Here is a 24,959-nt window from a genome sequence, read left to right as displayed (position 1 = left end):
GTTTAGTTAAAATTGAGTTGGTTAATAATTAAGTTTTCAATGGTATATTTAGTATCTGCTTTAGAAACAGAAAAATATTCCATCGGTTTGTCTGGAAAAAATATTTCGGTCATTACCGTTTTCCCATTATTATAAAAAATTTCTATTGAAGTTTTATCAACAAGTATCCTTACATCCATTTGATTAAAGTCATCCTTAAAAGGAGCCTTTGAAATATTCTTTGCAAAAAGATCAGAGAAAGCCACTTTTCCTGATTTTGATCTATCGATAAAAAAGTAGTTCTCTTTTTTATTGATTCCAAATTCAATTTTATTGTTAGCATCATTCGACAATGAAAAGGTGTAAACATCCTTTTTAAGATCCTTTAAAGAAAAGCGAATATCTAGCTTTGCCAAATCAACTAATTCTTTGTCTATCAAAACCGTTTCCTTATCTATTATAAGTGCATCTTTTTTAATAGTCTTTGCAATATAATTTTGTAATTCTTTCACCGGTTTAGAAGAAACAATATAATGACCACCCTCTTTTACAAGCACTAATTCTCTAGGAATAGTCATACTGCTTCTCCATGTTTCTGTTGGTACTTTTTGCGCATAATCCCAATTTGACATCCAACCTATAAATAATTTTCTTCCGTCAACCTCAGATATGTTGGACCAAGTAACACCCGCATAATTATCTCTTCCATAATCTAACCACAGCCCTTTTTGCTGTTGCACCTCTTTTGAAAAAGACTCGTCTATAACGAATGTTGTTCCATCAAAATCACCTACGAAATATTGCGTAGCAGAACCTCCGTTAGGTCCTCCCGGGTTTATGCTTAACAACATTACCCACTTGTAATCATCAGTACCGTCAACTAGCATAGGAAAAAAATCTGGACATTCCCAAACACCACCATGAGCGCCAATATTCTTTCCAAAATCCGAAAGAAGCTTCCAGTCTTTCAAATTTTTAGAACCATAAAACATTGTTCTGTCGCCTGCTGCTAATACCATTATCCACTGCTGATGAATCGCGTCCCAAGTCATCTTTGGGTCTCTAAAATCTTTAATATTTGGATTTTTAATAATTGGGTTCGCTTCATACTTAGTCCACGTCAAACCCTCATCTAACGAATAGGCAATTCCTTGTGATTGAAAATTAATCTCCCCTGCTTTTTCTTTTACCATATCGTGATACGTAAACATAGCGACCATAGGAGGGTTTTTTAAAGTCCCAAAACCTGAAGTGTTTTTAACGTCAACAACCGCACTTCCAGAAAAAATATACCCTTTTTCATCTGGATAAAGAGCGATAGGCTTCTCTGTCCATGAAATAAGATCTGTACTTATCGCATGTCCCCAATGCATAGGTCCCCATACATTTGAATCTGGGTAATACTGATAAAAAAGGTGGTAGTACCCATTATAGTAAAACATTCCATTAGGGTCATTCATCCAGCCCTTTTTAGGAGTGAAATGAAAGTTAGGTCTGTATAATTCTGATTCTGTTAAATCTTTCTTTTCATCCAGTATAGATTGCTTGCACCCAACTAAGACAACCGTACACATAATGCAGCACAAGAGTCTGAAAAATTCTTTTTTAATTATTGTCTTCATAACTATTATTTAATTAATTTTTTACTAAGTTCTTCTAAAGAGATTCCTTTTGTTTCTGGCATTATAAAAGCAACAAACAAAAGTTGAAAAACCATCATCACTGCAAAAAACAGAAATACTACTCCAGGTCCTACTGTAGAAAACAGATACGGAATTAATGATGGAATTATAGCCGCCAGTACCCAATGCGTAGTACTACCAAATGATTGTCCCGATGCTCTAAGATGATTCGGGAAAATTTCTGAAATAAATACCCAAATTACGGCACCCTGACCTATTGCATGTGCTGCTATAAATAGGAATAAGAAAACTGGAACAGCCATTCCTCCCCAGTCAAAAAAGAAAGCCATTGCAACAAGAGAAAGCGATATAATATAGCCTACAGACCCAATGTACATTAATGTTTTACGTCCCAATTTGTCAATTAAAAAGACACCTATTAGTGTAAATATTAAATTCACAACTCCAATTCCAATACTACTTAATAAAGCAGTACTTTCTCCAAGACCCGCTTCTTGAAATATTCGACTTGAATAATATAAAAAAGCGTTAATACCTGATAATTGGTTGAAAAAAGCCATTAAAAAAGCAAGCAATAAAGGAGTTCTGTATTTCTTCAAAAAGATAGTATCGTTTGCAATAGCTGCATTATTATTATCGAGCTCTATTTCCATCTTCATTTTTTCATAGTCCGCTTCCTGCTCCATTAACTGTAAAACTTTCCTAGCTTCCTCATTTTTAAATTTAGATAATAACCATCTTGGGCTCTTAGGAATAAACAAAACGAGTGCTATATATATCACAGATGGAAATGCTTCTACGCCCATCATCCATCTCCATGAATTTTCTCCAATATCTTTTAATAAATAGTTTGAAAGAAATGCCACCAAAATTCCCAAAACAATATTGAATTGATAGAATGCCACTAATTTCCCTCTATCCTTTGCTGGAGCGATTTCTGAAATATACGTTGGTGCAGCAATTGTAGAAGCTCCTACTCCAATCCCTCCGATAAATCTAAAAACAGCAAAAACAATCGGGTCATTTGCGAAAGCAGAACCAACTGCCGAGACCAAAAACAAAATCCCAATCCATAACAAAGTGTTCTTCCTCCCTATCTTATTTGTAGGTATCCCTCCAAAAATTGCTCCCAGTACTGTACCCCACAATGCCATTCCCATTACAACAGTTCCGTGAAAAGCATCAGATGAATGCCAAATTGCCTGTAAATTTTTATCGGCTCCTGAAATCACTACAGTATCAAAACCAAAAAGGAAACCTGCTAATGAAGCTATCAAAGCCCAAACTGCTATTTTTTTCATTATGTATAATTATTATGTTGAATTGCTAAATTATATGCAAAAAATATAATTTTATTTTACAGATGTTACAAATAGATTCATAACTCTTAAAAAAAGCATAAAAAAGTCAAAATCTCATACATAGCAATAGCTAACAGCTGTACAACAAAAACAACTATCTCGTTATAGTTCTAATTATGTTACATCAAATACAATTATGTTACGCAAAAGTGAATTAAAATTAAAACCCACTTGCTCCCCAATATGTCTTTACCAGAAATTTAATAGCGCATTAAATAGAAGTAGCTTTTTCTTGTTTTGGATTTACAAAAAAAAGCATCCCAAAAAATTAATTTTGCAGATGCCTTTTTTTAAAGAAGTGTATTCTTGTGAAACCTAAAGGTTACATTAACCCCATTATTATGCCTTTAAAGAAGGTATATATAACTATAATTTTTATTTTTTAAACTCTTTAGGTGATATCCCAAATTTGTTTTTGAAAGAAGTTGAAAAATAATTTGGAGAAGAAAATCCAACGGCATAGCCAATTTCAGAAATAGTTTGATTTGAATTTAGAAGTAATTCTTTGGCCTTATCTAGTCTAATATTGTTAATATGATCACTTACGCTAATGCCTAATATTGCTTTTACCTTTCTATACAATTGAACTCGTGAAATACTTAAATCTTTTGCCAGGTCTTCTACTGTATAAATTGAACTGTCTATATTTTTTTCTAATAATTCATTTAATTTTTTAAGAAAAACTTGTTCTTTAGAACCAAAACTATTTTCCCCATTATCAATAATATTACCAATGTTATTGGAATAGTAAAATCGTAACTTTTCTCTATTAAAAAGTAATCCTTTTATAGATTGAGATAAAACTTTTAGATTAAAGGGTTTTGTCAAGAATACGTCAGCACCACTGCTTAAGGCCTTAAGATAAGATTCCTGATCATCTGAGGCAGTAAGAATTATTATTGGAATATGCGAAGTCCTTAGATCTTTCTTTAAAATTTCACAAATTTCAAAACCATTCTTTTCAGGTAGGTTTAAATCACATATAATGACATCCGGTATGATGTCTAAAGACCATTCAATAGCATTAACTCCATTACATGTATGCACATTATATTCCATCGAAAATTTATCTGCAATAAAATTAGATAAATCAACATTATCCTCAATGTACAAAACAGAATACTTATCCTCATTTGATTTGGACTCTAAACTTTGAATCATCTCCTCATCTAAATAATCAGTTTGATTAATAATTTCTAAAACTGGATTTTTAAGGATACTCTTTTCGTCAAGATGCGCTCTCCCTAATGGTAATGATATTACAAACTCAGTCCCATTTTTAGAAATGATCTCTATCACTCCCTTATGCAAATCAATAAAGCTTTTTGATAAATGCAAACCTACTCCTGAGCCATTTCTATAATTATTAGATCCTTGATAAAAAGCACTAAAAACTTGACTTAATTCGTTATCTGGTATTCCTATTCCCGAATCTTTAAACGAAATTTTAACCACATTACTAGTCTTATCTTCTCTTATTTTTATTGCAATTTTACCCTTCGCAGGGGTGAATTTAAACGCATTTGACAATAAATTAAAATAAACCTTATCCATTAAATTACGATCAAGATAAACCTCAAGTTCAGGATTGTTAGTTACCAAAGAAAAATCGATATTAAGTTTCTTTGCTTCTCTTTCAAAATCTTCAATAATACGCTTTGAAAAATCTAATAAATTAGTACTTGAAGCTCTCAATATAAATTTTTTATCTTCTACTTTCCTGTAATCTAATAGTTGATTAATTAGTCTGAGCAGCCTTCTTGAATTATTGTACATCAAATTAATTTCTTTGTTTACTGAACTCCCTTTACTTTTGAGTTCAACTCCTAAAGACTCTACAGAACTTAAAATTAAGGTCAAAGGCGTTTTAAATTCATGAGACAAGCCCGTAAAAAAATTCAAACGCGCTTCATTACTTAGCTTCAATTCATCTGAGTACTTTTTAATCTCATTTCTCTGACTTTTAATTTTTTTATTTGTGATTTCTAATTCTCTTTTCTTACGGCTGATTGTAATACGAGAATAAATGCCATACACCGCCAAACAAAATGTTAAAATAAATAATGAGAACAATAATTTCAACAAAATATTCTGAGTTGCATATTCCTTTACTTGTTTCTTTATAATATTCTGCTGCTCTTCAATATTTGACTGCTGAATTGATATCCTATCAAATTGATTACTCATAATATCAGCATTAAGGGAGTCTATCAATGTAGTATTGAGTTTGGTACTTTTAGGAACAATCTCATTATTAGCAATCTTTAATGCTAACTTAATAGCTTCGCTCCCTCCTGTGGGGTATAAAACTGTGGCTTCTAAAACTCTATCTTTAACAAGTTGAATACCTCCATTTGGTCCATTAATTCCATCAACACCAATAAATTTTATTTGATTCGTTGCTATTTTTCCTTTTGCCGCCTTCCATGCCTGGTAAGCAATTACATCATTATAGGCATATACATAATTGATATTGGGGGATTTTTCTAAAGTTTTGATAAACGCATCCTCAGGCAACTCATCTTTTTGAGCATCTATAGAAATTACTTTGATGTTAGGATATTGACTTATAATTTCGCTAAACCCCATACTCCTTTCCAAACCAGGTGAAGCATAGGAAGCTCCTTTAATTTGAATTACATTTGCTTTCCCTTTTGATAAAGAAACAATATGTCGTCCTGCAATTCGTCCTACTTCAACATTATCAGCTCCGATGTAGGCCGTGTAATTCGAAGTATTTACTTTTCTATCAACAATAATTACAGGAATCCCTATTCCATTTGCTCTTTCAATAACGGGGATTATAGAATCTGATTCAAAAGGAGAAACAATAATAATATCTACTTTGTTATCAATGAATCTCTGAATGTCTCTAATTTGCTTACTCGCTTTCCTATTTGCATTATAAATAGTCAAGTTAATTTCAGGATGAATTGCAGCCTCTACTTCCATGGCATGGTCCATTGATTTTCGCCAAATATCGTGATCAATACTTTGCGAGAATCCTATAGAAATTTTATGTTTTTCTTTGCTTGGTGAATTACAAGAACCCTGTATTAAAACGAAACTTAAAAGCAGTATATATAAAGTGCTTCTTTTCATGGTTTGATTAGTTTATTATAGTATATCATATCATTAGCCCATTAACGCTAACGACTATGGAACATGCTAAGTTCCTGCAGAAATGGCACACTTTTTTTGGATAGTTAATTTAAGTATATTAAAAAGTTGAAGAGATTTTTTTTACCAATGATATCTGGAACTTATTAAAAAAGTTAAAAAACAAATATATAAAAAATAACCTCGTTAAAATTTAAATTAGCTGCATGATCCTTTAACTATACGGCAAAATAAAACCAACATAATATGCCAACCATGATTAATTTATGAGCTTTAAATTTTTATTTCAGGCTGTTATATTGCTGTAGTAAATACTTAATCAAATCTGTTGTGGTTACAATCCCTACTAATAATTCGTCTTCGCAAACCGGTAAGGCATGAAATTCGTATTTCGCTAAAATTTCGGCTGCTTCCCTAATTGTACTTGATGGAGTAATAATTATTATTTCTTTTGCCATAACCTGTCGCACCGTAAACATATTAAACACAATCGACTCCACATTATCTGCAGCGTCATCTGCGGCATCAGCATAGGAAACTCGCAACAGATCAGCATAGCTCAGCATACCAACAATTTTATTTCCATTAACAACTGGAATATGTCTAATTTTATGCTTCTTAAACAATTCTTCCGCTTTTGTCAACTCATCAGAAAGATTCAATTTGATTATGTTCTTAGTCATAATATCGGAAACCGGCACATTATTTTTCATGACATTGTAGTTATAAATTCTATTAAAATTACAACTAAAAAAGCACAACGGAAGTTTTCAATTGTAGATAAAAAGAAAAATTGAAAAATACATCTAATAAAAGACAAAAACAGCAAAATAAAGCCCCTTCTTAAAAAAGATCTTGACTTTTTTTTAAAATATCACTAATTCTGGGTATTGGATATTAATTTATTTTTTTGCGACATTTGTAGGTAATTATTCACGATTTTGACAATATTGACTAACGCCTTAAAATCAAATGGTAAATAATTTATTGTTGAATGAACTATTGAAATACGAACAGCTTAATTGAAATTAAAAAAATGAACAAAACGATTATTGTGCTTGCCTTAATCATTAGCACAAATGCATACTGTCAAACAGCCCATGACTACTACACTTTAGGAAATAACAACTACCTACTAAAAGATTACAAAGAAGCAATTAAAGATTATACCAAAGCTATTGACCTTGAACCAAACTACGGCAAAGCTTATTGTTCAAGAGCCATAGTAGAAAGCATTCAAAAAGAGTACAAAAATGCTATTAAGGACTTAACCAAAGCAATAAAAATTGACCCAAAAAATAGCAAAGCATATTATTGCAGAGCAAATACTAAAAACATTCTAAACGATTATAGTGGAGCAATTGAAGATTATTCCAAAACCATTGAACTTGACCCCACTTTTAGCAAAACTTATAACGATCGTGCAGAGTTGAAATTTAAATTAGGACAAAAAGAAAACGCTTGCATGGACCTTAATAAAGCGGCAGAGCTGGGATATCCATATCCTTTTGACTATATCAAGAAAAGATGCAAATAAAAAAGAGCGATTGTAAAATCGCTCTTTTTTTTTAACAAAAACTTGTTAGTTGTCTTAGTGGCCGCGACAGGGTTCGAACCTGCAACCCTCAGAGTCGAAATCTGATATTCTATCCAGTTGAACTACGCAGCCGTAATTTTATTAGTTTAATTTTTAAAAACGCTCTAACACTTCTTGTTTTGAGATGTTTTTGACGAAGAACAGATTCTGCTCTTGTTTCAAATAAACCCCTTTCCATGGTACATATTCTTTCGTAGACTTTATCTGCTAAAAATTATGTTCTTTTATTCGCTTATTCAATTCTATCGTCTGACCTATATAAAGTCTGCCAGCAATTTCACTCTCTAAAATATATACAAAGTATTCCATATTTTGTCGAATTCTAATATTCTCTGCCGGTCAACGGGCAGGAATTGCGCAGCTTTTTTAATATTGATTAACGGTTTATAAGTAAGACCGTTAATCAACTATCTATCTTTTTTAAGTCAATAATTTCTTTACAATTGTAGAGATCATTTTTCCTTCGGCAGTACCACCTAATTGCGCAGATGCTAGTCCCATTACTTTACCCATTGATGCGATACCTGTTGCGCCAGTTTCTGCAATTATGTTTGCAATTACTGCTTCAACTTCTGCTTCACTCAATTGAGCTGGCAAGAATTTTTCAATTACGGCAATTTGCGCCAATTCTGGCTCAGCTAAATCCAAACGGTTTTGTTCTGTAAAAATCCTAGCACTTTCCTTACGAGTTTTCACTAGTCTTTGTAGCAATTTAATCTCGTCGTCTTCCGTTATTTCCTCTTTCGATCCAGTTGCTGTTTGAGCCAAAAGGATTTCAGATTTGATCGCTCTTAAAGCCTCTAGCGCTACTGTATCTTTGGCTCTCATGGCTGTTTTCAAATCATCCATGATTTTTACTGCTAAACTCATATTCTTTCTTGTTAATTTATAATTTGTAATCCAATCTAAAAACCGAATACTGTAAAATGATTTTTTTTAAATGCCGTTGATACCAGTGAAAAAGGTTTCGCCGCACCGAATGCATTTTATATTGAGCTTAAAAAAAAAACGATTAAAGAGAGCTATTTTAAGTACCTATAAAAAAGCTTAATCGATAAAAAGCTTAAAACGACAGCCGGACCGTGCCCAAATTGAACGTCCCATTCATCATCTGCGCGAAGATAAAAAAATAACCCGAAAATTAAATCCAATTTTCGGGTTATCTCTATTTGGCTTACTTTAATTAATCTACGTTATCATGCAAAAAAGAATTGTTAGAACGCAACTGTAAATCGTTGTTACTGTCTGTTCCAACAGAAATTCTCGAATTTGTGTTATTTGACTGTGTATTTGATATGTCTATACCTAATCTTTTATAAGCAGGTTCTCTTTCGTACTCATCAATTTTAGAAACATTGTTGTGAAATTTATAATTGAATTCCTTCAATTTCTTTCTTCTTTCATCAGATCTAAGTCTTAATGTTTCTTCAATAGTCATTTCCATAGGGGAAATTTCTTCAAATTTAGAAGAATCATTTGTAGACGTCTCCACTTGTTTCATCGTGATGTTCAACTCAGCAGGAATTACTTCCTCTACAACTTTTGTAACTGGTTTTGAACTAATAAAGTCATTCTCAGCTTCCATATACTCTTCAAGAGAGTACTTAATGATTCCGTTTTCTGATAATTCAGTTACAGGAACAAATTGAACTGGTTGATTCACTTTAATTTCACGTGTTTCATTTGTCAATTCAAACAAAACTTTATTCTCTTCAACTTCAGCAACCGGTTCCGCTTTAAAAATAGGCAAGTCAAAAGAAAAAGTAGTTTGCTCTTCTCTTTCTACTGCTTTAGGTTGTTGAACTTCTTTAGCCTCGACAGCTTTTGGTGCTGTAAAAGTAAAATCAATATCCTTTATTGGAGATACGATTTCGAAAGTAACATCTAGGTTTTTAATAAATTCAGACATCGCCAATAATTGTTCATTTCCTGGAACAGGAACAATAGGCTCTGGAGTTACTTTGTCTTCCGTTAATTCAAAAACAATTCTTTCTTCAGTATTAGATTTTGGAGATTCATTATTAAAATCGAATGCAGGAACTGCATTTTTTGTTAGGTTATGAACACTTCTTTGCTCATCCTCTAGCGTATGAATTATTTTTTTTGGCTCCGTGTTTACGATTCCATTTTGTTGTTCGATATCAAATCCAGTCGCAATAATAGTAACAGCAATAGCGTCACCTAGCGTTTCATCTTCACCAACACCCATAATAATATTGGCATTGTGACCCGCTTCATTTTGAATATGGTCATTGATTTCTCCTATTTCATCTAGAGTGATCTCATTAGAACCAGAAACGATGAGCAACAATACGTTTTTGGCACCTGTGATTTTGTTATCATTCAATAATGGAGAATCTAAAGCAGAAACAATTGCTTCCTTGGCTCTATTTTCACCCTCAGCATTAGCTGAACCCATTATTGCTGTTCCGCTATTAGACAAAACTGTCTTAGCATCACGTAAATCGATATTTTGAGTGTAGTGGTGTGTAATTACTTCAGCAATACCCCTTGAGGCAGTTGCTAAAACTTCATCCGCTTTTGAAAAACCAGCTTTGAAACCTAAATTTCCATATACTTCTCTTAATTTATTGTTATTGATAACAATCAAAGAATCTACCTGCTTACGTAATTTTTCAATACCTATTTTAGCTTGCTCTTGACGAACTTTACCTTCAAATAAGAATGGAAGTGTTACGATACCTACAGTAAGAATTTCTCTTTCTTTTGCTAATTGAGCAATAACTGGTGCAGCACCTGTTCCAGTACCACCACCCATTCCAGCGGTGATGAAAACCATCTTAGTATTGCGATCCAACATTTTTTCAATCTCAGCAATGCTCTCAATAGCTGACTGCTGTCCTACATCAGGATTAGCCCCAGCACCGAGTCCTTCAGTCAAGTTTACCCCTAACTGAATTTTATTAGGCACAGAACTACTTTGCAATGCCTGAGAATCAGTATTACAAACGATAAAGTCCACTCCTTTAATTCCTTGTTTAAACATGTGGTTTATAGCGTTACTTCCGCCTCCACCTACACCAATTACTTTGATTACATTTGATTGGTTTTTTGGTAAATCAAATGAAATACTTCCAAATTCTGAGTTGCTCATCATTTTATTTGGTTTTTGATATTAATTATTAATTGTTGTATTCTTTATTTTGGGCATTGCCCTACTCTGCGTTATCTAAAAAATCTTTGATCTTGTCTACATAGCGATCAAAAAAGGATCTCTTTATTTTATCTCCTGTAGACTCTTCCTTTTTCGTATTATTTTTAGATTCCATCTCTTCGACTTCTTCTTCTCTTCTCTCCTGATATTCGTCAACCGGAGGTCGGTATGACGGTATCTTTGGCGGAGCAATTTCGTCTTTTCTAACAGCACTTTGTGTTTTATTCTCTATGCTATTCATTACTAAACCTACTGCTGTAGCATATAATGGGCTTGAAAATTCTTCGTCTGAATCACCCGCTAAATGCTCGTTTGGATATCCAATTCTAGTATCCATTCCAGTTATATATTCAACTAATTGCTTAATATGTTTTAATTGCGCCCCACCACCGGTAAGTACAATTCCTGCAATTAATTTTTTACGTGGATCTTCGTGTCCGTATGCTTTTATTTCAGTAAAAACCTGCTCTACAATTTCGACTACACGGGCATGAATTATTTTTGACAAGTTTTTCAAAGAAATTTCCTTCGGCTCTCTTCCTCTTAAACCCGGAATAGAAACAATTTCATTGTCTCTGTTTTCACCTGGCCAAGCAGACCCAAATTTAACTTTCAATAATTCCGCTTGTTTTTCGATGATTGAACAGCCTTCTTTTATATCGTCAGAAATAACATTACCTCCAAAAGGGATTACCGCTGTATGGCGAATAATTCCATCTTTAAAAATAGCTAAGTCTGTTGTTCCTCCTCCTATATCAATTAAAGCAACTCCAGCCTCTTTTTCTTCTTGACTTAAAACCGCATCTGATGACGCTAATGGCTCTAATGTTAACCCAGACAATTCAATTCCGGAACTTTGAATACATCTACCTACATTACGTATAGATGATGCTTGTCCCACCACGACGTGAAAACTAGACTCTAATCTCCCACCATACATCCCTATTGGTTCTTTAATCTCAGATTGCCCATCAATTTTAAATTCTTGTGGCAAAACATGAATAATTTCCTCTCCAGGCAACATGGCCAATTTGTTCACTTGATCAATCAACAACTGAATATCAGCTCCTCCTATTACTTCTTCAGGATTACTTCTACTAATATAATCTGTATGCTGAATACTGCGAATGTGCTGACCAGCTATACCTACAACAACATCTTTTATCTTATAACCTGAATTATTTTCAGCTTCGTGTATCGCTTGTTGGATCGACTGTATTGTTTGAGTAATATTATTTACTACTCCTCTGGCTACGCCTAAGCTTTTGGATTTACCCACTCCTAGAATCTCTAGCTTACCGTATTCATTTTTCTTGCCGATCATGGCAACAATTTTTGTTGTCCCAATATCTAGACCCACTGCAATATTCTCTTTTTCCATTATCTATTTATTTAGTACAAACTACTTGTCTTGTAAATCTGAGGTCAATTTTTTTATATTTATATAACGAGCTATCTAAAACTGCCTTTTGAAAAAAGGCCTTATAATCTTTAAATTTTCGCTCCGCATTTACGATTTTACCAAAGTCAATTTGATAATCAAAATTTCTGTTGAGCATTTTTAAGCTCCCATTGGGCATAATCTGTATCGCAATGATGTTTTTTTTCAAAAAATCATCGTCATAAATTACACGAAACAATTGGGCTAATTCCTCGTTATTTTTTTTATTTATCACTCCCGAAACAAGTGGAACTCTAGCCGTATAATTATCAGATAACGGCATTCTACCTCCTTCATAATCAATATAAAAAGAGCCATTACCGCTAAAAACCCTAGCTATAGGTATCTTTTGTTTTACCACTGCTTTTAAGACACCATCTATACTTACAAACACATCTGATTTCTCAATCAGATCATTTGAATTTAGTGCTCTCTCCAGCTTATTCAAATCTAATTTATCTTTTTGAATGCCTAATACATTTTCTTTATTTTCTATTAACAATTTATTAACCGTTTCTCGTTTAATAAAAAGCGCATTATCTCCCACAAAAACAACCACAGATTTACTAAGTTTTCTATTATCATTTCGTTTTGACGTAAATGATAATAGGAAAATCACTACCCCTAACATGAGCACCAATCTAATATTTGTCCAATTAAATATTTTCATTTAATGCTTCTTTAATTGATACTACCATCTCTCCAATATCCCCCGCTCCTATCGTTACTATTACCTGAGCATTACTTTTTAAAATAGCCTTTATTAAACCCTCTTTTGACACAATTTCCTTCTGTTGATTATCGATTTTATCAAACAACCATTCTGAGGTAATTCCTTCCATTGGTACTTCACGCGCTGGATAAATATCCATTAAAATCAGCTCATCAAATTGAGAAAGACTTCTTGCAAAATCATCAGCAAAATCTCTGGTTCTGCTAAACAAATGAGGTTGAAAAACTGCCAATACCTTTTTTCCAGGATACAATTCTCTCACAGCCTGATGCACAGCATCAATCTCAGTTGGGTGATGTGCGTAATCATCAATATAAACTAAATCCTCTCTTTTAATTTGGTACGAAAACCTTCTTTTAACTCCTTTAAATGAAGCTAAGGCTACTGCAATGGCTACGGTTGGGGTGCCGAATATTTCAGCCATTGCAATAGCCATTAAAGCATTCATTAAATTGTGTTTTCCAGGTAATCCAAAACGAAAATCATATAAAATTCCTTTTGGTGTTTTTATATCGAATAAATAACTTCCATCTTCAATTCTAACATTAAAAGCACTGTAAACAGCCTCTTCGTTTACAGCTACAGTAACACCCTCCAACGGAAGCTCTTTTGTGATAAACAATTTGCTCTTGTCTTCTAATTTGCCAGCAAACTCCAAAAATGATGCCTCAATTGCATCACTTGTACCATAAATGTCCAAATGATCGGCATCCATGGAAGTAATACAAGCAATATTAGGATGCAGATGCAAAAAGGATCGATCAAATTCGTCCGCTTCGACAACAGTGACTGTTTTCCCGTCACCTATCAAGTTTGAATTATAATTTTCTACAATTCCACCTATAAAAGCAGTAACATCAGCTCCACTCTCATATAAAATATGGCCTAAGATGCTTGAAGTTGTTGTCTTTCCATGGGTTCCTGCAACAGCAAAACAGAACGTATCTTTTGTAATTATCCCTAGAACCTCTGCCCTTTTTTTGACATAAAAATCACGTTCCACGAAATAATTCCATTCCGAATGCGTCTTAGGAACTGCAGGTGTAATAATCACTAAAGTGTTTTCAACAGAATAATCCTTAGGGATTAAATCAATACTGTCTTCAAAGTGAATCGCAATTCCACTAGCTATTAATTCCTTTGTTAAAGTGGTAGGGGTTTTATCGTAACCTGAAACTTGTTTCCCGATATTCTTAAAATACCGAGCCAAAGCACTCATACCGATGCCACCGATTCCGATGAAATAGACGTTATGTATTTGGTTTAAGTTCATTTTTTATATTTTTATTTAATCTCGCAGAGTCAAATGACTTCACGATTTTTACTTTTTTATTAATTTAACAATTTCATCGACAATACTCTTTGTCGCCTCTGGCATTGCTAACTGTCTAATATTCTCACTTAATTGATTTTGTTTTCCTTGATCTTTCAATAAAGCTTCAAAAACAAGACTAAATTCAGTATTCAATTCAGACTCCTTTAATAGAAGAGCACCTTTTTTGTCTACTATAGATTTTGCGTTTTTAGTTTGGTGATCCTCCGCAACATTAGGAGAAGGAATAAAAATTACTGGCTTACCAACAATACATAATTCTGAAACCGATGAGGCACCTGCACGAGAAATAACAATATCCGAAGCTGCATAAACTAAATCCATTCTCTCTATAAAAGCAAAAACTTGCACGCTATTCGCATTGTGTTTTTTATACTCTTCGAAATATAACTTACCACATTGCCAAATAATCTGAATGTTTTGAGAAGCAAATTTCCCCAATTCCGCTTCAATTAACTGATTTACTCTTCTTGCCCCAAGACTTCCGCCAAGAACTAACAAGGTTTTTTTATTAGGATCCAGATTGAAATGTTGAATTGCCTCTGCTCTTTTGCCTTCAATATCAAGTAAATCTTGGCGAACTGGATTCCCCGTTAAAACAATTTTTTCTTTTGGAAAAAATCGTTCTAAATTCTCATAGGCAACGCATATAACATCTGCCTTTTTACTTAACAGCTTATTAGTAATTCCTGGAAAAGAGTTTTGCTCTTGAATTACTGTAGGAACACCAGCCATACTTGCGATCTTTAATAATGGACCACTCGCAAAACCACCAGTACCGATTACTACATCTGGTTTAAACTGTTTTACTATTTTTTTTGATTTCCACAAACTATCGGCCAACTTGAAAGGAAACATCATATTTTGCAAACTAAGCTTTCGCTGCAATCCAGCAATCCACAATCCTTTTATTTGATAGCCAGCTTGAGGTACTTTTTGCATTTCCATTTTATCCTTGGCTCCCACAAAAAGGAATTCAGCATCGGGGAAACGCAATTTCAATTCATTGGCAATAGCAATTGCTGGGTAAATATGCCCACCAGTTCCACCGCCACTTAATATGAATTTATATTGTTTCATCTGAAATAAAAGTTGTTACGTTAATAAAAAAACAGTTTGTTTTTTTTTAAATACTATTTATTTAAAACTGCATTCATAGGGTTAGTCGCTTTGTCCTCAATTGAGTAATCATCAAGCTCTGCATCTTCAGCAGCCAATTCTGCATCAATCAGTTTTTTCAGCGCTTCCTCTCTTTTGGCTGCATCTTTTTGTTCTTGTACTATTTCTTCGTCTTTTTTAGTAACGCTTATGATAATTCCAAGCGCAAAGCACGTCATCCAGATAGAGCTTCCACCACTGCTTATCAACGGCAATGTTTGCCCAGTCACAGGCAACAATTCTACCGCAACTGCCATATTGATCATAGCCTGAAATATCATAGGAAAACCCAATCCAATAACTACTAACTTTCCAAATATTGTATTGGCTTTATGTGAAGCAACAACAAATCGGAATAATAATAACAAATACAAAATAAGTACTCCTAAACCACCAATAAGTCCATATTCCTCAACTATAATAGCATATATAAAATCGGATGAAGACTGTGGCAAAAAGTTCTTTTGAACACTTTTACCTGGACCCAATCCATAAATTTTTCCTGAAGCAATTGCAATTTTCGCCTTCTCAATTTGATAATCATCTTCATCAGGTTTATCAGTACTGAAATTTTCAATTCTGCTTTCCCAAGTCTGCACCCTGCTAAAGAATCTAGAATCTGGAAATGCTTTACTTAGCAGCACGAAAAAAGCAAGAAATAGAATTCCTGACCCAATAATAATTCCAATATATTTTAACGGATACTTCCCAATAAAAACCAACATAAGTATCATGGAAAAAATCAATGCTGTTGTAGAGAAATTAGCCGGTAAAATAAGAATCAACGTAAAGAATACAGGCAACCAAAGCTCCCATAATGAGGCTTTGAAAGTAATGGGGATTTCTCTAGATTTTGACAAATAACGCGCCACAAATATAAATAACACTACCGATGCTAATGTGGATGTCTGAAACGATATCCCTATAAAAGGAACCTGAATCCATCTACTGGCATTGGCACCAGCTATCACTGTCCCTTTAACTAATGTATACAACAATAATATCCAAACCACGGGTAAAGCCACTTTAGAAATAGCCCTAAAATAATGGTATGGAACTCTGTGAACACCATAAATAATCAAAAAACCAATACATATATGTGCCAAATGCTTTACTAAATAGCCTAATGTATTTCCCGTCCCATGACCCAAATAAGCTAAATTACTACTAGCACTAAAAACAGGCATAAACGAAAACAAAGCCAATAGAGCCACGAATGACCATATTCCTTTATCTCCTTTTAAGTTGCTTATTAGTTGTTTCATTTTTATTGTTTGAATTATAAAACTAGTATTGGTTATGCTTATAGATTTTGTACTGCTTGTTTGAATTGATTTCCTCTATCTTCATAGTTTTCAAACAAATCAAAACTGGCACAGGCTGGCGATAATAAAACAGTATCTCCTTTTTCAGTTAATCTTTGCGCCATTCTCACCGCATCATTCATATTCGACACTTCTATCATCATATCAACAACATTTCCAAAGGCATCAATTATCTTTTTGTTATCTACTCCAAGACAAACAATTGCTTTTACTTTTTCACGAACTAATGACATCAATTCATTATAATCATTTCCTTTATCAACTCCACCCACAATCCATACTGTTGGTGAATTCATACTGTCAAGTGCAAAAAAAGTAGCATTCACATTTGTAGCTTTTGAATCATTGATATACTGAACGTTCTGAATTTTCAATACTTTTTCAAGACGGTGTTCTACCCCTTGAAAATTAGATAAACTTTCGCGAATCGTTGCTTTTCTTATTTGCATCAATTTCGCCACAGAGGTTGCTGCCATTGCATTTTTCATATTATGTTTCCCTTCTAAGGCAATAGATTCAGTTTCCATTTTAAACTCATCTTGATTGATAATTACTTCCATGTTATTGTTTTTTATAAATGCTCCTTCGTTGAATGTTTTTGTCAATGAAAAAGGGATTAGTTTCGCTTTCGTTGTGTTATTTTTAAGCCATTCTGCGATAGCTTCATCATCTGCATCATATATGAGGTAATCATCCTCCGTTTGATTCATCGTTATTCTAAATTTTGAATCAATATAATTTTCATACTTATAATCGTATCGATCTAAATGATCAGGACTAATATTGGTAATAATGGCTATATGTGGTTTGTAATCTACAATCCCATCGAGCTGAAAACTACTTAACTCTAACACATAAGAATCAAATTTATCCTCAGCTACCTGTTGAGCGAAACTCTTTCCTATATTTCCTCCTAACCCTACATTTAATCCAGCCGATTTCAACAAATGATAGACTAACATTGTCGTAGTGGTCTTTCCATTACTTCCTGTTATCCCAATCGTGATGGCTCTTGTAAAAGGAGCTGCAAACTCAATTTCAGAAATCACAGGAATACCTCTTTCAATTAGCTTTTTAACTATTGGAGCTTTCTCAGGAATACCAGGGCTTTTCATTACCACATCTGCATTCAAAATCAAATCCTCAGTATGTCGTTCATCTTCGAAATCGATACCATTACTAATAAGAACTTCTTTGTAATTTTCTTTTATTTTTCCAAAATCAGACACAAAAACATCATATCCTTTTTCTTTTCCAAGAATGGCTGTACCCACTCCACTTTCTCCTCCGCCTAATACAACTAGCCTCATGTTATCTTAATTTTAAAGTAACAATTGAAAGAATAGCTAACATTATGGCTACAATCCAAAATCGGGTTACGATTTTACTTTCATGGTAACCTCGCTTTTGATAGTGATGGTGCAAAGGAGCCATTAGAAAAACTCTTTTACCTTCGCCAAAGCGCTTTTTAGTATATTTAAAATAAGTGACTTGTAATACCACAGATAGATTTTCGACTAAAAAAATACCGCACAATAATGGAATTAATAATTCTTTACGAACTGCGATTGCCAATACTGCTATAATACCTCCTATAGTTAAACTCCCTGTATCCCCCATAAAAACAGATGCGGGGTAAGAGTTGTACCAAAGAAATCCAATCAATGACCCAACAAATGCCGCTATAAATACCGTCATTTCACCCGAGTTAGGGATGTACATTATATTTAGATAATTGGAGAAAATAATATTTCCAGAAAGGAAAGTAAAAATACCCAATGCCAGAACGGATATGGCCGACGTTCCTGCTGCGAGTCCGTCTATTCCATCAGTTAAATTGGCTCCATTTGAAACTGCTGTGATGATAAAAATCACCACTGGAATAAAAATTAACCAAGCCCACTTCTCGTAACCTTCCCCTGTCCAGGCCAACAACTCCGCATAATCAAATTCATTGTTCTTGAAAAAAGGAATTGTGGTTGCTGTAGATTTTTCTTCAACGGGACTCTGAGTTATTACATTTTCAGTAGTAGCTTTAAAAATATCGTTTTTACCAGTATCTGTTCGTACCGTAACATTTGGACTAAAATAAAGAACTGTTCCAACGATTAAGCCTAATCCTACTTGACCAAAAACCTTAAAAATACCTTTTAATCCCTTTTTGTCTTTTTTGAAAATTTTGATATAATCATCAATGAATCCAATAGTTCCCATCCATAAGGTTGTAACTATTAATAATACGATATAAATATTATGCAATTTTGCAAACAACATAACGGGTACTAGTGTTGCAAATATGATAATCAGTCCACCCATAGTTGGTGTTCCCGCTTTCTCATTTTGACCAGCTAAACCTAATTCCCTAACCGTTTCCCCAACTTGTTGGTTTCGTAAAAAATTTATAATTCTTTTACCAAAAACAGTAGATAACAAAAGAGATAGTAGAAAAGCCAGCGCCGATCTAAAGGTGATGTATTGAAAAACTCCCGCTCCGGAAACATTCAATATTTTGTCTAAATATTCAAATAAATAATACAGCATGTTTTTACTATTTATGAAGTTGTTCTAATATCTCTTTAACTATTTTCATGTCATCAAAGTCATTTCTAACTCCTTTGATTTCTTGATAAGTCTCATGTCCTTTTCCCGCGATTATAATAATGTCATTTGGCTGAGCCAATTGGCAAGCTGTTTTTATAGCTTGTTTTCTATCTGTAATCGCTAATACCTTTTTATAATTCTGAGCCGCAACTCCTTTTTCCATTTCAGAAATGATAACATCTGGATCCTCATTTCTTGGATTATCAGAAGTTAGCACCACTCTATCGCTCAATTCTGTAGCGATACTAGCCATAATTGGACGTTTCGTCTTATCTCTATTCCCACCACATCCAACAACTGTGATTAATTGCTCGTTTTTGGTACGAATATCATTTATCGTTTTCAACACGTTTTCAAGTGCATCTGGTGTGTGTGCATAATCTACAATTGCCGTGACATTGGTTTTAGAAACAATGTATTGAAACCTTCCAGAAACACTTTCTAATTCAGAAAGCAAACGAAGTGTTTCAAGACTATCTAATCCCAATTCAATGGCTGTACCATATATTGCCAATACATTGTAAGCATTAAATGTCCCGATGAGTTTTACCCAAACCTCATTCCCATCAATTTTCAACAACAAACCTGACAATTGATTTTCAAGAATCTGAGCTCTATAATCAGCATAAGATTTTAAAGCATAAGTACGCTTTACAGCCGTGGTATTTTGCATCATTACCGCACCATTTTTATCATCTATATTTGATAAAGCAAATGCAGTTTTAGGAAGATTGTCAAAAAATGATTTTTTTACATCTCTGTATTCCGCAAACGTGGGATGGTAATCCAAATGATCATGAGATAAATTGGTAAAAACACCGCCAGCAAAGTGCAATCCCTCCGTCCTTTTTTGATGAATTCCGTGAGAACTCACCTCCATAAAACAATATTCAACACCCTCTTTAATCATTTCACTCAAATAATGATTGATGGTGATTGAATCTGGTGTTGTATGCGTAGCTTTATACTCTTTATTGTCAACTAGGATTTTCACAGTAGACAATAATCCAACTTTGAAGCCTGCTTTTTTGAACAATTGATATAAAAGTGAAGCTATTGTTGTTTTTCCATTTGTTCCGGTTATCCCAACAAGCTTTAAATCTTTCGAAGGATCTTTATAATAATTAGCCGCCATGAAAGCAAGCGCTTTATTCGTATCTTTTACTTGTATGTAAGAGATCCCTTTTTCAAATGTATCAGGAAATGTATCGCAAACAATCGCAATAGCTCCTAGTTCAATTGCCTTTTGAATATAGTCGTGACCATCAGAAATAGATCCTCTGATAGCAACAAAAATATCGTTTTTTTCAACTTTTCTAGAATCAAATTCAATTTTTCCGACAGCAACATCTGTTGAACCCTTAATGGATTCAATAGCTACTTTGTACAATATGTCTTTTAGTATAATCACAATAATTCAAGTGTTATAGTTGTGTTTTTAATTATATCCTGACCCGCCTGAAGCGATTGTGTTTTTACTTTACCCATACCTACCGCATTTACTTTTATCCCTAAATTTTCTAATAAAGCAATCGCGTCCATTCCTGGCATTCCTTTAACATTGGGGACAGATTGCTTTTGTTCTTGCAAACGAGCAAAGTAGTCATTGTAATTATTTTCCTGTTTCGGAATTTTTCTATTCAAATTTCTAATTTCATTTGTTGATGGGACATCTGTAAAAATCTTTTGTGCTATCCTTTTAAAAACTGGTCCCGCAACATCAGCACCATAGTAATTATTGTTTACCGTACTTGGTTTATGAACCATCACTATGCAAGAATATTTAGGCTTATCAGCCGGAAAATAACCTACAAAGGATGAAGCATAATACAATGATGATCCATCTCTTTTTCCATAATTCACCTGAGCTGTTCCTGTTTTACCAGCCATTGAAAAATCCTTAGAATACAATTTAGACCCTGTCCCCTTTTTTACAACATTAGCCAATACTGCCTTTAGTTTCAAAATAGTTTCTGGCGAGCAGATCCTTGGGTTTATTACTTCTTTATCAATTTTTTTAATGGTTTTGCTCCATTCTTTTATTTCAGAAACAAATTGTGGCTTCACCATCACACCATTGTTAGCCACTGCATTATAAAATGTCAATGTTTGCATTGGCGTCACCGAAACCCCATAGCCAAAAGCCATCCAAGGAAGTGATATATTAGACCAATTTTTATCGCTCGGCTGAGGAATATATGCTCTTCCTTCTCCTTGGAAATCCATATTCAGTTTTTTATTAAAACCATATGAGTTAACATGGTTAACAAACTTCTTAGGGTTATCTTTATAATTGTCATAAACCGCTTGTACTAAAACGGTGTTTGAAGACAATTCAAACCCCCTTGCCAAGGATATTTTCCCGTATCCACCTCTATGAGAATCCCGAACTGCTTTTCCTGAATAGCGAACCTCGCCACCATTAGTGTCAAAAACCGTACTTGTGTCAGCAACCTTGTCCTCCAATATGGCCATCATATCGACAAGCTTGAATGTAGACCCGGGCTCACCCGACTCCGCTACAGCATAATTAGTTGTTTCGTAATAAGTCCCATCCTTAGCCCGTCCTAAATTAGCAATCGCCTTAACTTGACCCGTTTCAGTCTCCATCACAACTACACAACCATGCTCTGCCTCAAACTCTTCCAATTGTTTTAATAAGGCATGATGCGCAATATCCTGGATATATACATCAATAGTCGAAATTACATCGTAACCATCCTGAGGATCAACTTCATTTACATCGCGGATTGGTTTCCATTGTCCTTTTGCTATTTTTTGTTTTAGAATTTTACCATCTTTTCCATTCAGGTACTCTCTATATGCCCATTCAATTCCTTTTCCGTCAAACTTATCTTCAGCAATTTCTCTTTCATAACCAATAGTCCGCTCTGCGATTTTACCTATCGGATGCTCTCTAATCGTTTTTTGCTCTACAATAATCCCACCCTTGTAAGCCCCTAGTTTAAACAAAGGAAATCCCTTGATTTTTATATAGTCAGTATAACTTAAGCCGCGAGCGATTAAATAATATCTATTATTATTGGCCCTAGCTTTTCTAAGTTCGTTTTGATAAAAACCACTTGGCTTATCAAAAATCGTAGCTAGAGAATCCGATAAAGCCTCCACATTTTTTTCAAAATTCTCTGCTTTAGGAGCAAGAGCATCGAACCTTATTGTGTAATTAGGTATTGAAGTAGCCAATAAACTACCGTCTGCCGAATAGATATTCCCTTTATTTGCAGGAATAACAAAATTCTTAACCGTTCTTTCTTTAGCTAGTTTTCTATAATAATCCCCTTCAACCCACTGTATATTAGTTAATTTAACGGCAATCGCGATCGCAATCAAAAAGATAGCAAAAGCAACTAGGTAGATTCTGTATGATATGTGTTTATCTTCTACTGCCATATTTTTTTAAGAAAACTTTTTTCTTCTTTTTTTATTACTTTAATTTTTACTGGAGGAACAGTCGATGGAAAAATTTCTTTCTCGATCATCTTTTGAGAAACAGTCGATTCCATTTTTAACTTCATTAGTTGCGAACGTCTATCAACAAATTCAGATCGTAATTCTTTCACTTCGTTTGTCAGTGCGGCAATCCTAAATACTTTCTGTTCGTATTGTTGTGTATTAGCAATCATGATTATGGCCAAAAGAATAAGGAAAACGATAAAACGCCAATTTTTAATAGCATCATCATCTATAAGAAATCGCGCTTTCAATATGTTAGTAAAACCGTTTTTCATTTGCCTTAGTTCCAACCTTCTCCGAAAAAGAGAAAGTCGCGATATTAAAAGTTAGTATCTGTCTTTCTGCTTTGAACCCTATAATATGGAGTGCGAATTATATCTTTTCGGCTATTCGTAGTTTAGCACTTCGCGCTCTATTATTTAACTTGATTTCCTCGTCGTCCGGAACAATCAGTTTGCCGACGGTTTTAAAAGGAACTGAAAAATTACCGAAGAAATCGCGCTCAGGCTCTCCCTCAAACATTCCGTTTTTCATAAACCTTTTCACTAATCGGTCTTCTAAAGAATGATAAGAGATAACACTCAACCTTCCTCCTTTATTTAATATCTCCAAAGACTGTTCAAGAAACTCCTTTAAGACATCCATCTCTTGATTCACTTCAATTCGGATGGCTTGATAGATTTGTGCCAATATTTTATTCCTAATTCTTTCCGGTAAAAATTTCGCCAACACCTCTTTTAAATCGTCAGTTGTTGTAACTGGTCGCTCTTCCCTAGCCTGCACAATTGTTCTTGCTAATACTGGAGCATTTTTCAATTCTCCATAATCTAAGAACACTCTTTTCAAGCTCTCTTCATCATATTCATTTACAACTCTATTTGCATTCAGATCATTTTTCTGACTCATTCTCATATCCAATTCAGCATCAAAGCGGGTCGAAAAACCTCTTTCAGCCACATCAAATTGATGGGATGAAACACCTAAATCAGCTAAAATCCCATCCACACTTTTCACTCCATTAAAGCGCAAAAAACGTTTGATGAATCTAAAATTCTCATTAATAAGAACAAACCTTTCGTCTGGCAAGGCATTAGCTAACGCATCCTCATCCTGATCAAAAGCAAACAGTCTCCCGTTTGGCCCCAACCTACTTAAAATTTCTTTTGAATGCCCACCTCCACCGAAGGTGACATCTATATAAACGCCGTCAGGCTTAATATTTAAACCATCTACTGATGCTTTTAGCAAAACCGGATTATGATATTCCATTGTCGTCGTCATTTATATTTCCCATTACTTCCTCTGCCAAATCGGCAAAATCTACATCTTCTCCATTAATCGATTTCTCGTATAAATCCTTATCCCATATCTCAACAATATTCACCGCCGAAGAAAAAACAACATCTTTGGATAGATTCGCAAAAGAAACAAGGTCTTTAGGGACCAATAATCTTCCCAGTGCATCTATTTCCACCATTTTCACGCCTGCTGTAAATCTGCGTATAAAATCATTGTTTTTTTTCACAAATCGATTGAGCTTGTTGATTTTTGACATCATCAAATCCCACTCTGCCATAGGATATAACTCCAAACAAGGCTGGAACACAGAACGTTTCAAAACGAAACCGTCTTGTAACGAAAGAGCTAGTTGCTTTTTTAAAGGAGCCGGCAACAGCGCCCTTCCTTTAGCATCTACCTTACATTCATATGTCCCGACTATTGTAATCAAATGAGTTTTCTTTTAGAAATGAACTAAAGCAAAAATATGAAAAATATTACCACTTTCTACCACTAGTTACCACTTTGTTGATAAGTTTAGCCACTTTTGACTAAAACCCCTTAATTTTTAGACTGTCAGACTGTTAGCTACTTTATAAATTACAGCAAAGAATATTCACACTAAAGAAAAAGAGAGTCAATTATACGCAGTTATTTAACAGCTAAATCCATTTTTTTTCAACAAAGCCTTTCTGAAAAAAATATGAATTAGCGGATTTTAAATTTTATCCCAAATAAAAA

The 24,959-nt window shown here is 34.1% G+C and carries 20 protein-coding genes and 1 tRNA gene; 1 reads left to right on the top strand and 20 read right to left on the bottom strand.

The window, feature by feature from the left end:
• Positions 1-2 precede the first annotated feature (2 nt).
• The 4 genes from HJ01_RS07210 to HJ01_RS07195 all read right to left on the bottom strand — a co-directional run bounded on the left by HJ01_RS07210 (position 3) and on the right by HJ01_RS07195 (position 6,816).
• On the bottom strand, positions 3-1,601 hold the full coding sequence (locus tag HJ01_RS07210) for a glycoside hydrolase family 32 protein (protein WP_007137688.1): 1,599 nt from the start codon (positions 1,599-1,601) through the stop codon (positions 3-5).
• Positions 1,602-1,606: 5 nt separating this feature from the next.
• Entirely contained in the window at positions 1,607-2,923 is a 1,317-nt protein-coding gene (locus HJ01_RS07205) for a sugar porter family MFS transporter (RefSeq protein WP_007137687.1), read from the bottom strand.
• Positions 2,924-3,358: 435 nt separating this feature from the next.
• Positions 3,359-6,085: a substrate-binding domain-containing protein gene (locus HJ01_RS07200; RefSeq protein WP_007137685.1), complete on the bottom strand. Its 2,727-nt coding sequence runs from the start codon at positions 6,083-6,085 to the stop codon at positions 3,359-3,361.
• A gap of 299 nt (positions 6,086-6,384) precedes the next feature.
• Complete coding sequence (locus HJ01_RS07195) at positions 6,385-6,816, bottom strand: CBS domain-containing protein (protein ID WP_007137684.1); 432 nt, start codon at positions 6,814-6,816, stop codon at positions 6,385-6,387.
• Positions 6,817-7,139: 323 nt separating this feature from the next.
• Between HJ01_RS07195 and HJ01_RS07190 the strand changes: the two genes are divergently transcribed.
• A complete protein-coding gene (locus HJ01_RS07190) occupies positions 7,140-7,640 on the top strand; it encodes a tetratricopeptide repeat protein (protein ID WP_007137683.1) in 501 nt (166 codons plus the stop codon).
• 58 nt (positions 7,641-7,698) lie between these two features.
• Here HJ01_RS07190 and HJ01_RS07185 read toward each other — a convergent pair.
• The 16 genes from HJ01_RS07185 to HJ01_RS07115 all read right to left on the bottom strand — a co-directional run bounded on the left by HJ01_RS07185 (position 7,699) and on the right by HJ01_RS07115 (position 24,669).
• Positions 7,699-7,772: transfer RNA gene (locus HJ01_RS07185), tRNA-Arg, on the bottom strand.
• Positions 7,773-7,907: 135 nt separating this feature from the next.
• Positions 7,908-8,009: a GIY-YIG nuclease family protein gene (locus HJ01_RS17875; protein WP_238531077.1), complete on the bottom strand. Its 102-nt coding sequence runs from the start codon at positions 8,007-8,009 to the stop codon at positions 7,908-7,910.
• Positions 8,010-8,120: 111 nt separating this feature from the next.
• Entirely contained in the window at positions 8,121-8,570 is a 450-nt protein-coding gene (locus HJ01_RS07180; protein WP_007137682.1) for a GatB/YqeY domain-containing protein, read from the bottom strand.
• A gap of 313 nt (positions 8,571-8,883) precedes the next feature.
• Entirely contained in the window at positions 8,884-10,818 is a 1,935-nt protein-coding gene (gene ftsZ, locus HJ01_RS07175; RefSeq protein ID WP_007137681.1) for a cell division protein FtsZ, read from the bottom strand.
• A 58-nt stretch (positions 10,819-10,876) separates the two neighbouring features.
• A complete protein-coding gene (gene ftsA / locus HJ01_RS07170; RefSeq protein WP_007137680.1) occupies positions 10,877-12,256 on the bottom strand; it encodes a cell division protein FtsA in 1,380 nt (459 codons plus the stop codon).
• Between the two features lie 7 nt (positions 12,257-12,263).
• The gene (locus HJ01_RS07165) at positions 12,264-12,986 is read right to left on the bottom strand and encodes a cell division protein FtsQ/DivIB (protein ID WP_040473763.1); all 723 of its coding nucleotides are present in this window, start codon (positions 12,984-12,986) and stop codon (positions 12,264-12,266) included.
• The gene (gene murC / locus HJ01_RS07160; RefSeq protein WP_007137678.1) at positions 12,973-14,322 is read right to left on the bottom strand and encodes a UDP-N-acetylmuramate--L-alanine ligase; all 1,350 of its coding nucleotides are present in this window, start codon (positions 14,320-14,322) and stop codon (positions 12,973-12,975) included. The genes HJ01_RS07165 and murC overlap by 14 nt, the downstream gene beginning before the upstream one ends.
• Before the next feature lie 48 nt (positions 14,323-14,370).
• Positions 14,371-15,462 (bottom strand): undecaprenyldiphospho-muramoylpentapeptide beta-N-acetylglucosaminyltransferase, encoded by a 1,092-nt coding sequence (gene murG / locus HJ01_RS07155; RefSeq protein ID WP_007137677.1) that lies wholly within the window; start codon positions 15,460-15,462, stop codon positions 14,371-14,373.
• Positions 15,463-15,515: 53 nt separating this feature from the next.
• Positions 15,516-16,805, bottom strand: a complete 1,290-nt coding sequence (locus tag HJ01_RS07150; protein ID WP_007137676.1) for an FtsW/RodA/SpoVE family cell cycle protein — start codon at positions 16,803-16,805, stop codon at positions 15,516-15,518.
• 38 nt (positions 16,806-16,843) lie between these two features.
• Positions 16,844-18,175 carry a UDP-N-acetylmuramoyl-L-alanine--D-glutamate ligase gene (gene murD, locus HJ01_RS07145; protein ID WP_007137675.1) on the bottom strand — a complete coding sequence of 444 codons (1,332 nt, stop codon included), beginning with the start codon at positions 18,173-18,175 and terminating at the stop codon, positions 16,844-16,846.
• 1 nt (position 18,176) lies between these two features.
• A complete protein-coding gene (gene mraY / locus HJ01_RS07140) occupies positions 18,177-19,406 on the bottom strand; it encodes a phospho-N-acetylmuramoyl-pentapeptide-transferase (protein WP_007137674.1) in 1,230 nt (409 codons plus the stop codon).
• A 7-nt stretch (positions 19,407-19,413) separates the two neighbouring features.
• On the bottom strand, positions 19,414-20,877 hold the full coding sequence (locus HJ01_RS07135; protein WP_040473762.1) for a UDP-N-acetylmuramoyl-L-alanyl-D-glutamate--2,6-diaminopimelate ligase: 1,464 nt from the start codon (positions 20,875-20,877) through the stop codon (positions 19,414-19,416).
• On the bottom strand, positions 20,874-22,877 hold the full coding sequence (locus tag HJ01_RS07130) for a penicillin-binding protein (RefSeq protein WP_007137672.1): 2,004 nt from the start codon (positions 22,875-22,877) through the stop codon (positions 20,874-20,876). The genes HJ01_RS07135 and HJ01_RS07130 overlap by 4 nt, the downstream gene beginning before the upstream one ends.
• Complete coding sequence (locus HJ01_RS07125) at positions 22,868-23,215, bottom strand: FtsL-like putative cell division protein (protein WP_007137671.1); 348 nt, start codon at positions 23,213-23,215, stop codon at positions 22,868-22,870. Before HJ01_RS07125 ends, HJ01_RS07130 begins: the two co-directional genes overlap by 10 nt.
• Before the next feature lie 97 nt (positions 23,216-23,312).
• Positions 23,313-24,221 (bottom strand): 16S rRNA (cytosine(1402)-N(4))-methyltransferase RsmH, encoded by a 909-nt coding sequence (rsmH, locus tag HJ01_RS07120; RefSeq protein WP_193363018.1) that lies wholly within the window; start codon positions 24,219-24,221, stop codon positions 23,313-23,315.
• On the bottom strand, positions 24,196-24,669 hold the full coding sequence (locus HJ01_RS07115; RefSeq protein WP_040473761.1) for a division/cell wall cluster transcriptional repressor MraZ: 474 nt from the start codon (positions 24,667-24,669) through the stop codon (positions 24,196-24,198). Before HJ01_RS07115 ends, rsmH begins: the two co-directional genes overlap by 26 nt.
• Positions 24,670-24,959 lie beyond the last annotated feature (290 nt).

It is taken from the genome of Flavobacterium frigoris PS1 (genome assembly GCF_000252125.1).
Lineage (GTDB): Bacteria > Bacteroidota > Bacteroidia > Flavobacteriales > Flavobacteriaceae > Flavobacterium > Flavobacterium frigoris_A.
This window is presented reverse-complemented; position numbering and strand designations above follow the sequence as displayed.

Bases quoted from the DNA above. Each gene is read 5' to 3' on its own strand.
- HJ01_RS07210 (WP_007137688.1), bottom strand. From the start codon at position 1,601: ATGAAGACAATAATTAAAAAAGAATTTTTCAGACTCTTGTGCTGCATT.
- HJ01_RS07205 (WP_007137687.1), bottom strand. From the start codon at position 2,923: ATGAAAAAAATAGCAGTTTGGGCTTTGATAGCTTCATTAGCAGGTTTC.
- HJ01_RS07200 (WP_007137685.1), bottom strand. From the start codon at position 6,085: ATGAAAAGAAGCACTTTATATATACTGCTTTTAAGTTTCGTTTTAATA.
- HJ01_RS07195 (WP_007137684.1), bottom strand. From the start codon at position 6,816: ATGAAAAATAATGTGCCGGTTTCCGATATTATGACTAAGAACATAATC.
- HJ01_RS07190 (WP_007137683.1), top strand. From the start codon at position 7,140: ATGAACAAAACGATTATTGTGCTTGCCTTAATCATTAGCACAAATGCA.
- HJ01_RS17875 (WP_238531077.1), bottom strand. From the start codon at position 8,009: ATGGAATACTTTGTATATATTTTAGAGAGTGAAATTGCTGGCAGACTT.
- HJ01_RS07180 (WP_007137682.1), bottom strand. From the start codon at position 8,570: ATGAGTTTAGCAGTAAAAATCATGGATGATTTGAAAACAGCCATGAGA.
- ftsZ (WP_007137681.1), bottom strand. From the start codon at position 10,818: ATGATGAGCAACTCAGAATTTGGAAGTATTTCATTTGATTTACCAAAA.
- ftsA (WP_007137680.1), bottom strand. From the start codon at position 12,256: ATGGAAAAAGAGAATATTGCAGTGGGTCTAGATATTGGGACAACAAAA.
- HJ01_RS07165 (WP_040473763.1), bottom strand. From the start codon at position 12,986: ATGAAAATATTTAATTGGACAAATATTAGATTGGTGCTCATGTTAGGG.
- murC (WP_007137678.1), bottom strand. From the start codon at position 14,322: ATGAACTTAAACCAAATACATAACGTCTATTTCATCGGAATCGGTGGC.
- murG (WP_007137677.1), bottom strand. From the start codon at position 15,462: ATGAAACAATATAAATTCATATTAAGTGGCGGTGGAACTGGTGGGCAT.
- HJ01_RS07150 (WP_007137676.1), bottom strand. From the start codon at position 16,805: ATGAAACAACTAATAAGCAACTTAAAAGGAGATAAAGGAATATGGTCA.
- murD (WP_007137675.1), bottom strand. From the start codon at position 18,175: ATGAGGCTAGTTGTATTAGGCGGAGGAGAAAGTGGAGTGGGTACAGCC.
- mraY (WP_007137674.1), bottom strand. From the start codon at position 19,406: ATGCTGTATTATTTATTTGAATATTTAGACAAAATATTGAATGTTTCC.
- HJ01_RS07130 (WP_007137672.1), bottom strand. From the start codon at position 22,877: ATGGCAGTAGAAGATAAACACATATCATACAGAATCTACCTAGTTGCT.
- HJ01_RS07125 (WP_007137671.1), bottom strand. From the start codon at position 23,215: ATGAAAAACGGTTTTACTAACATATTGAAAGCGCGATTTCTTATAGAT.
- rsmH (WP_193363018.1), bottom strand. From the start codon at position 24,221: ATGACGACGACAATGGAATATCATAATCCGGTTTTGCTAAAAGCATCA.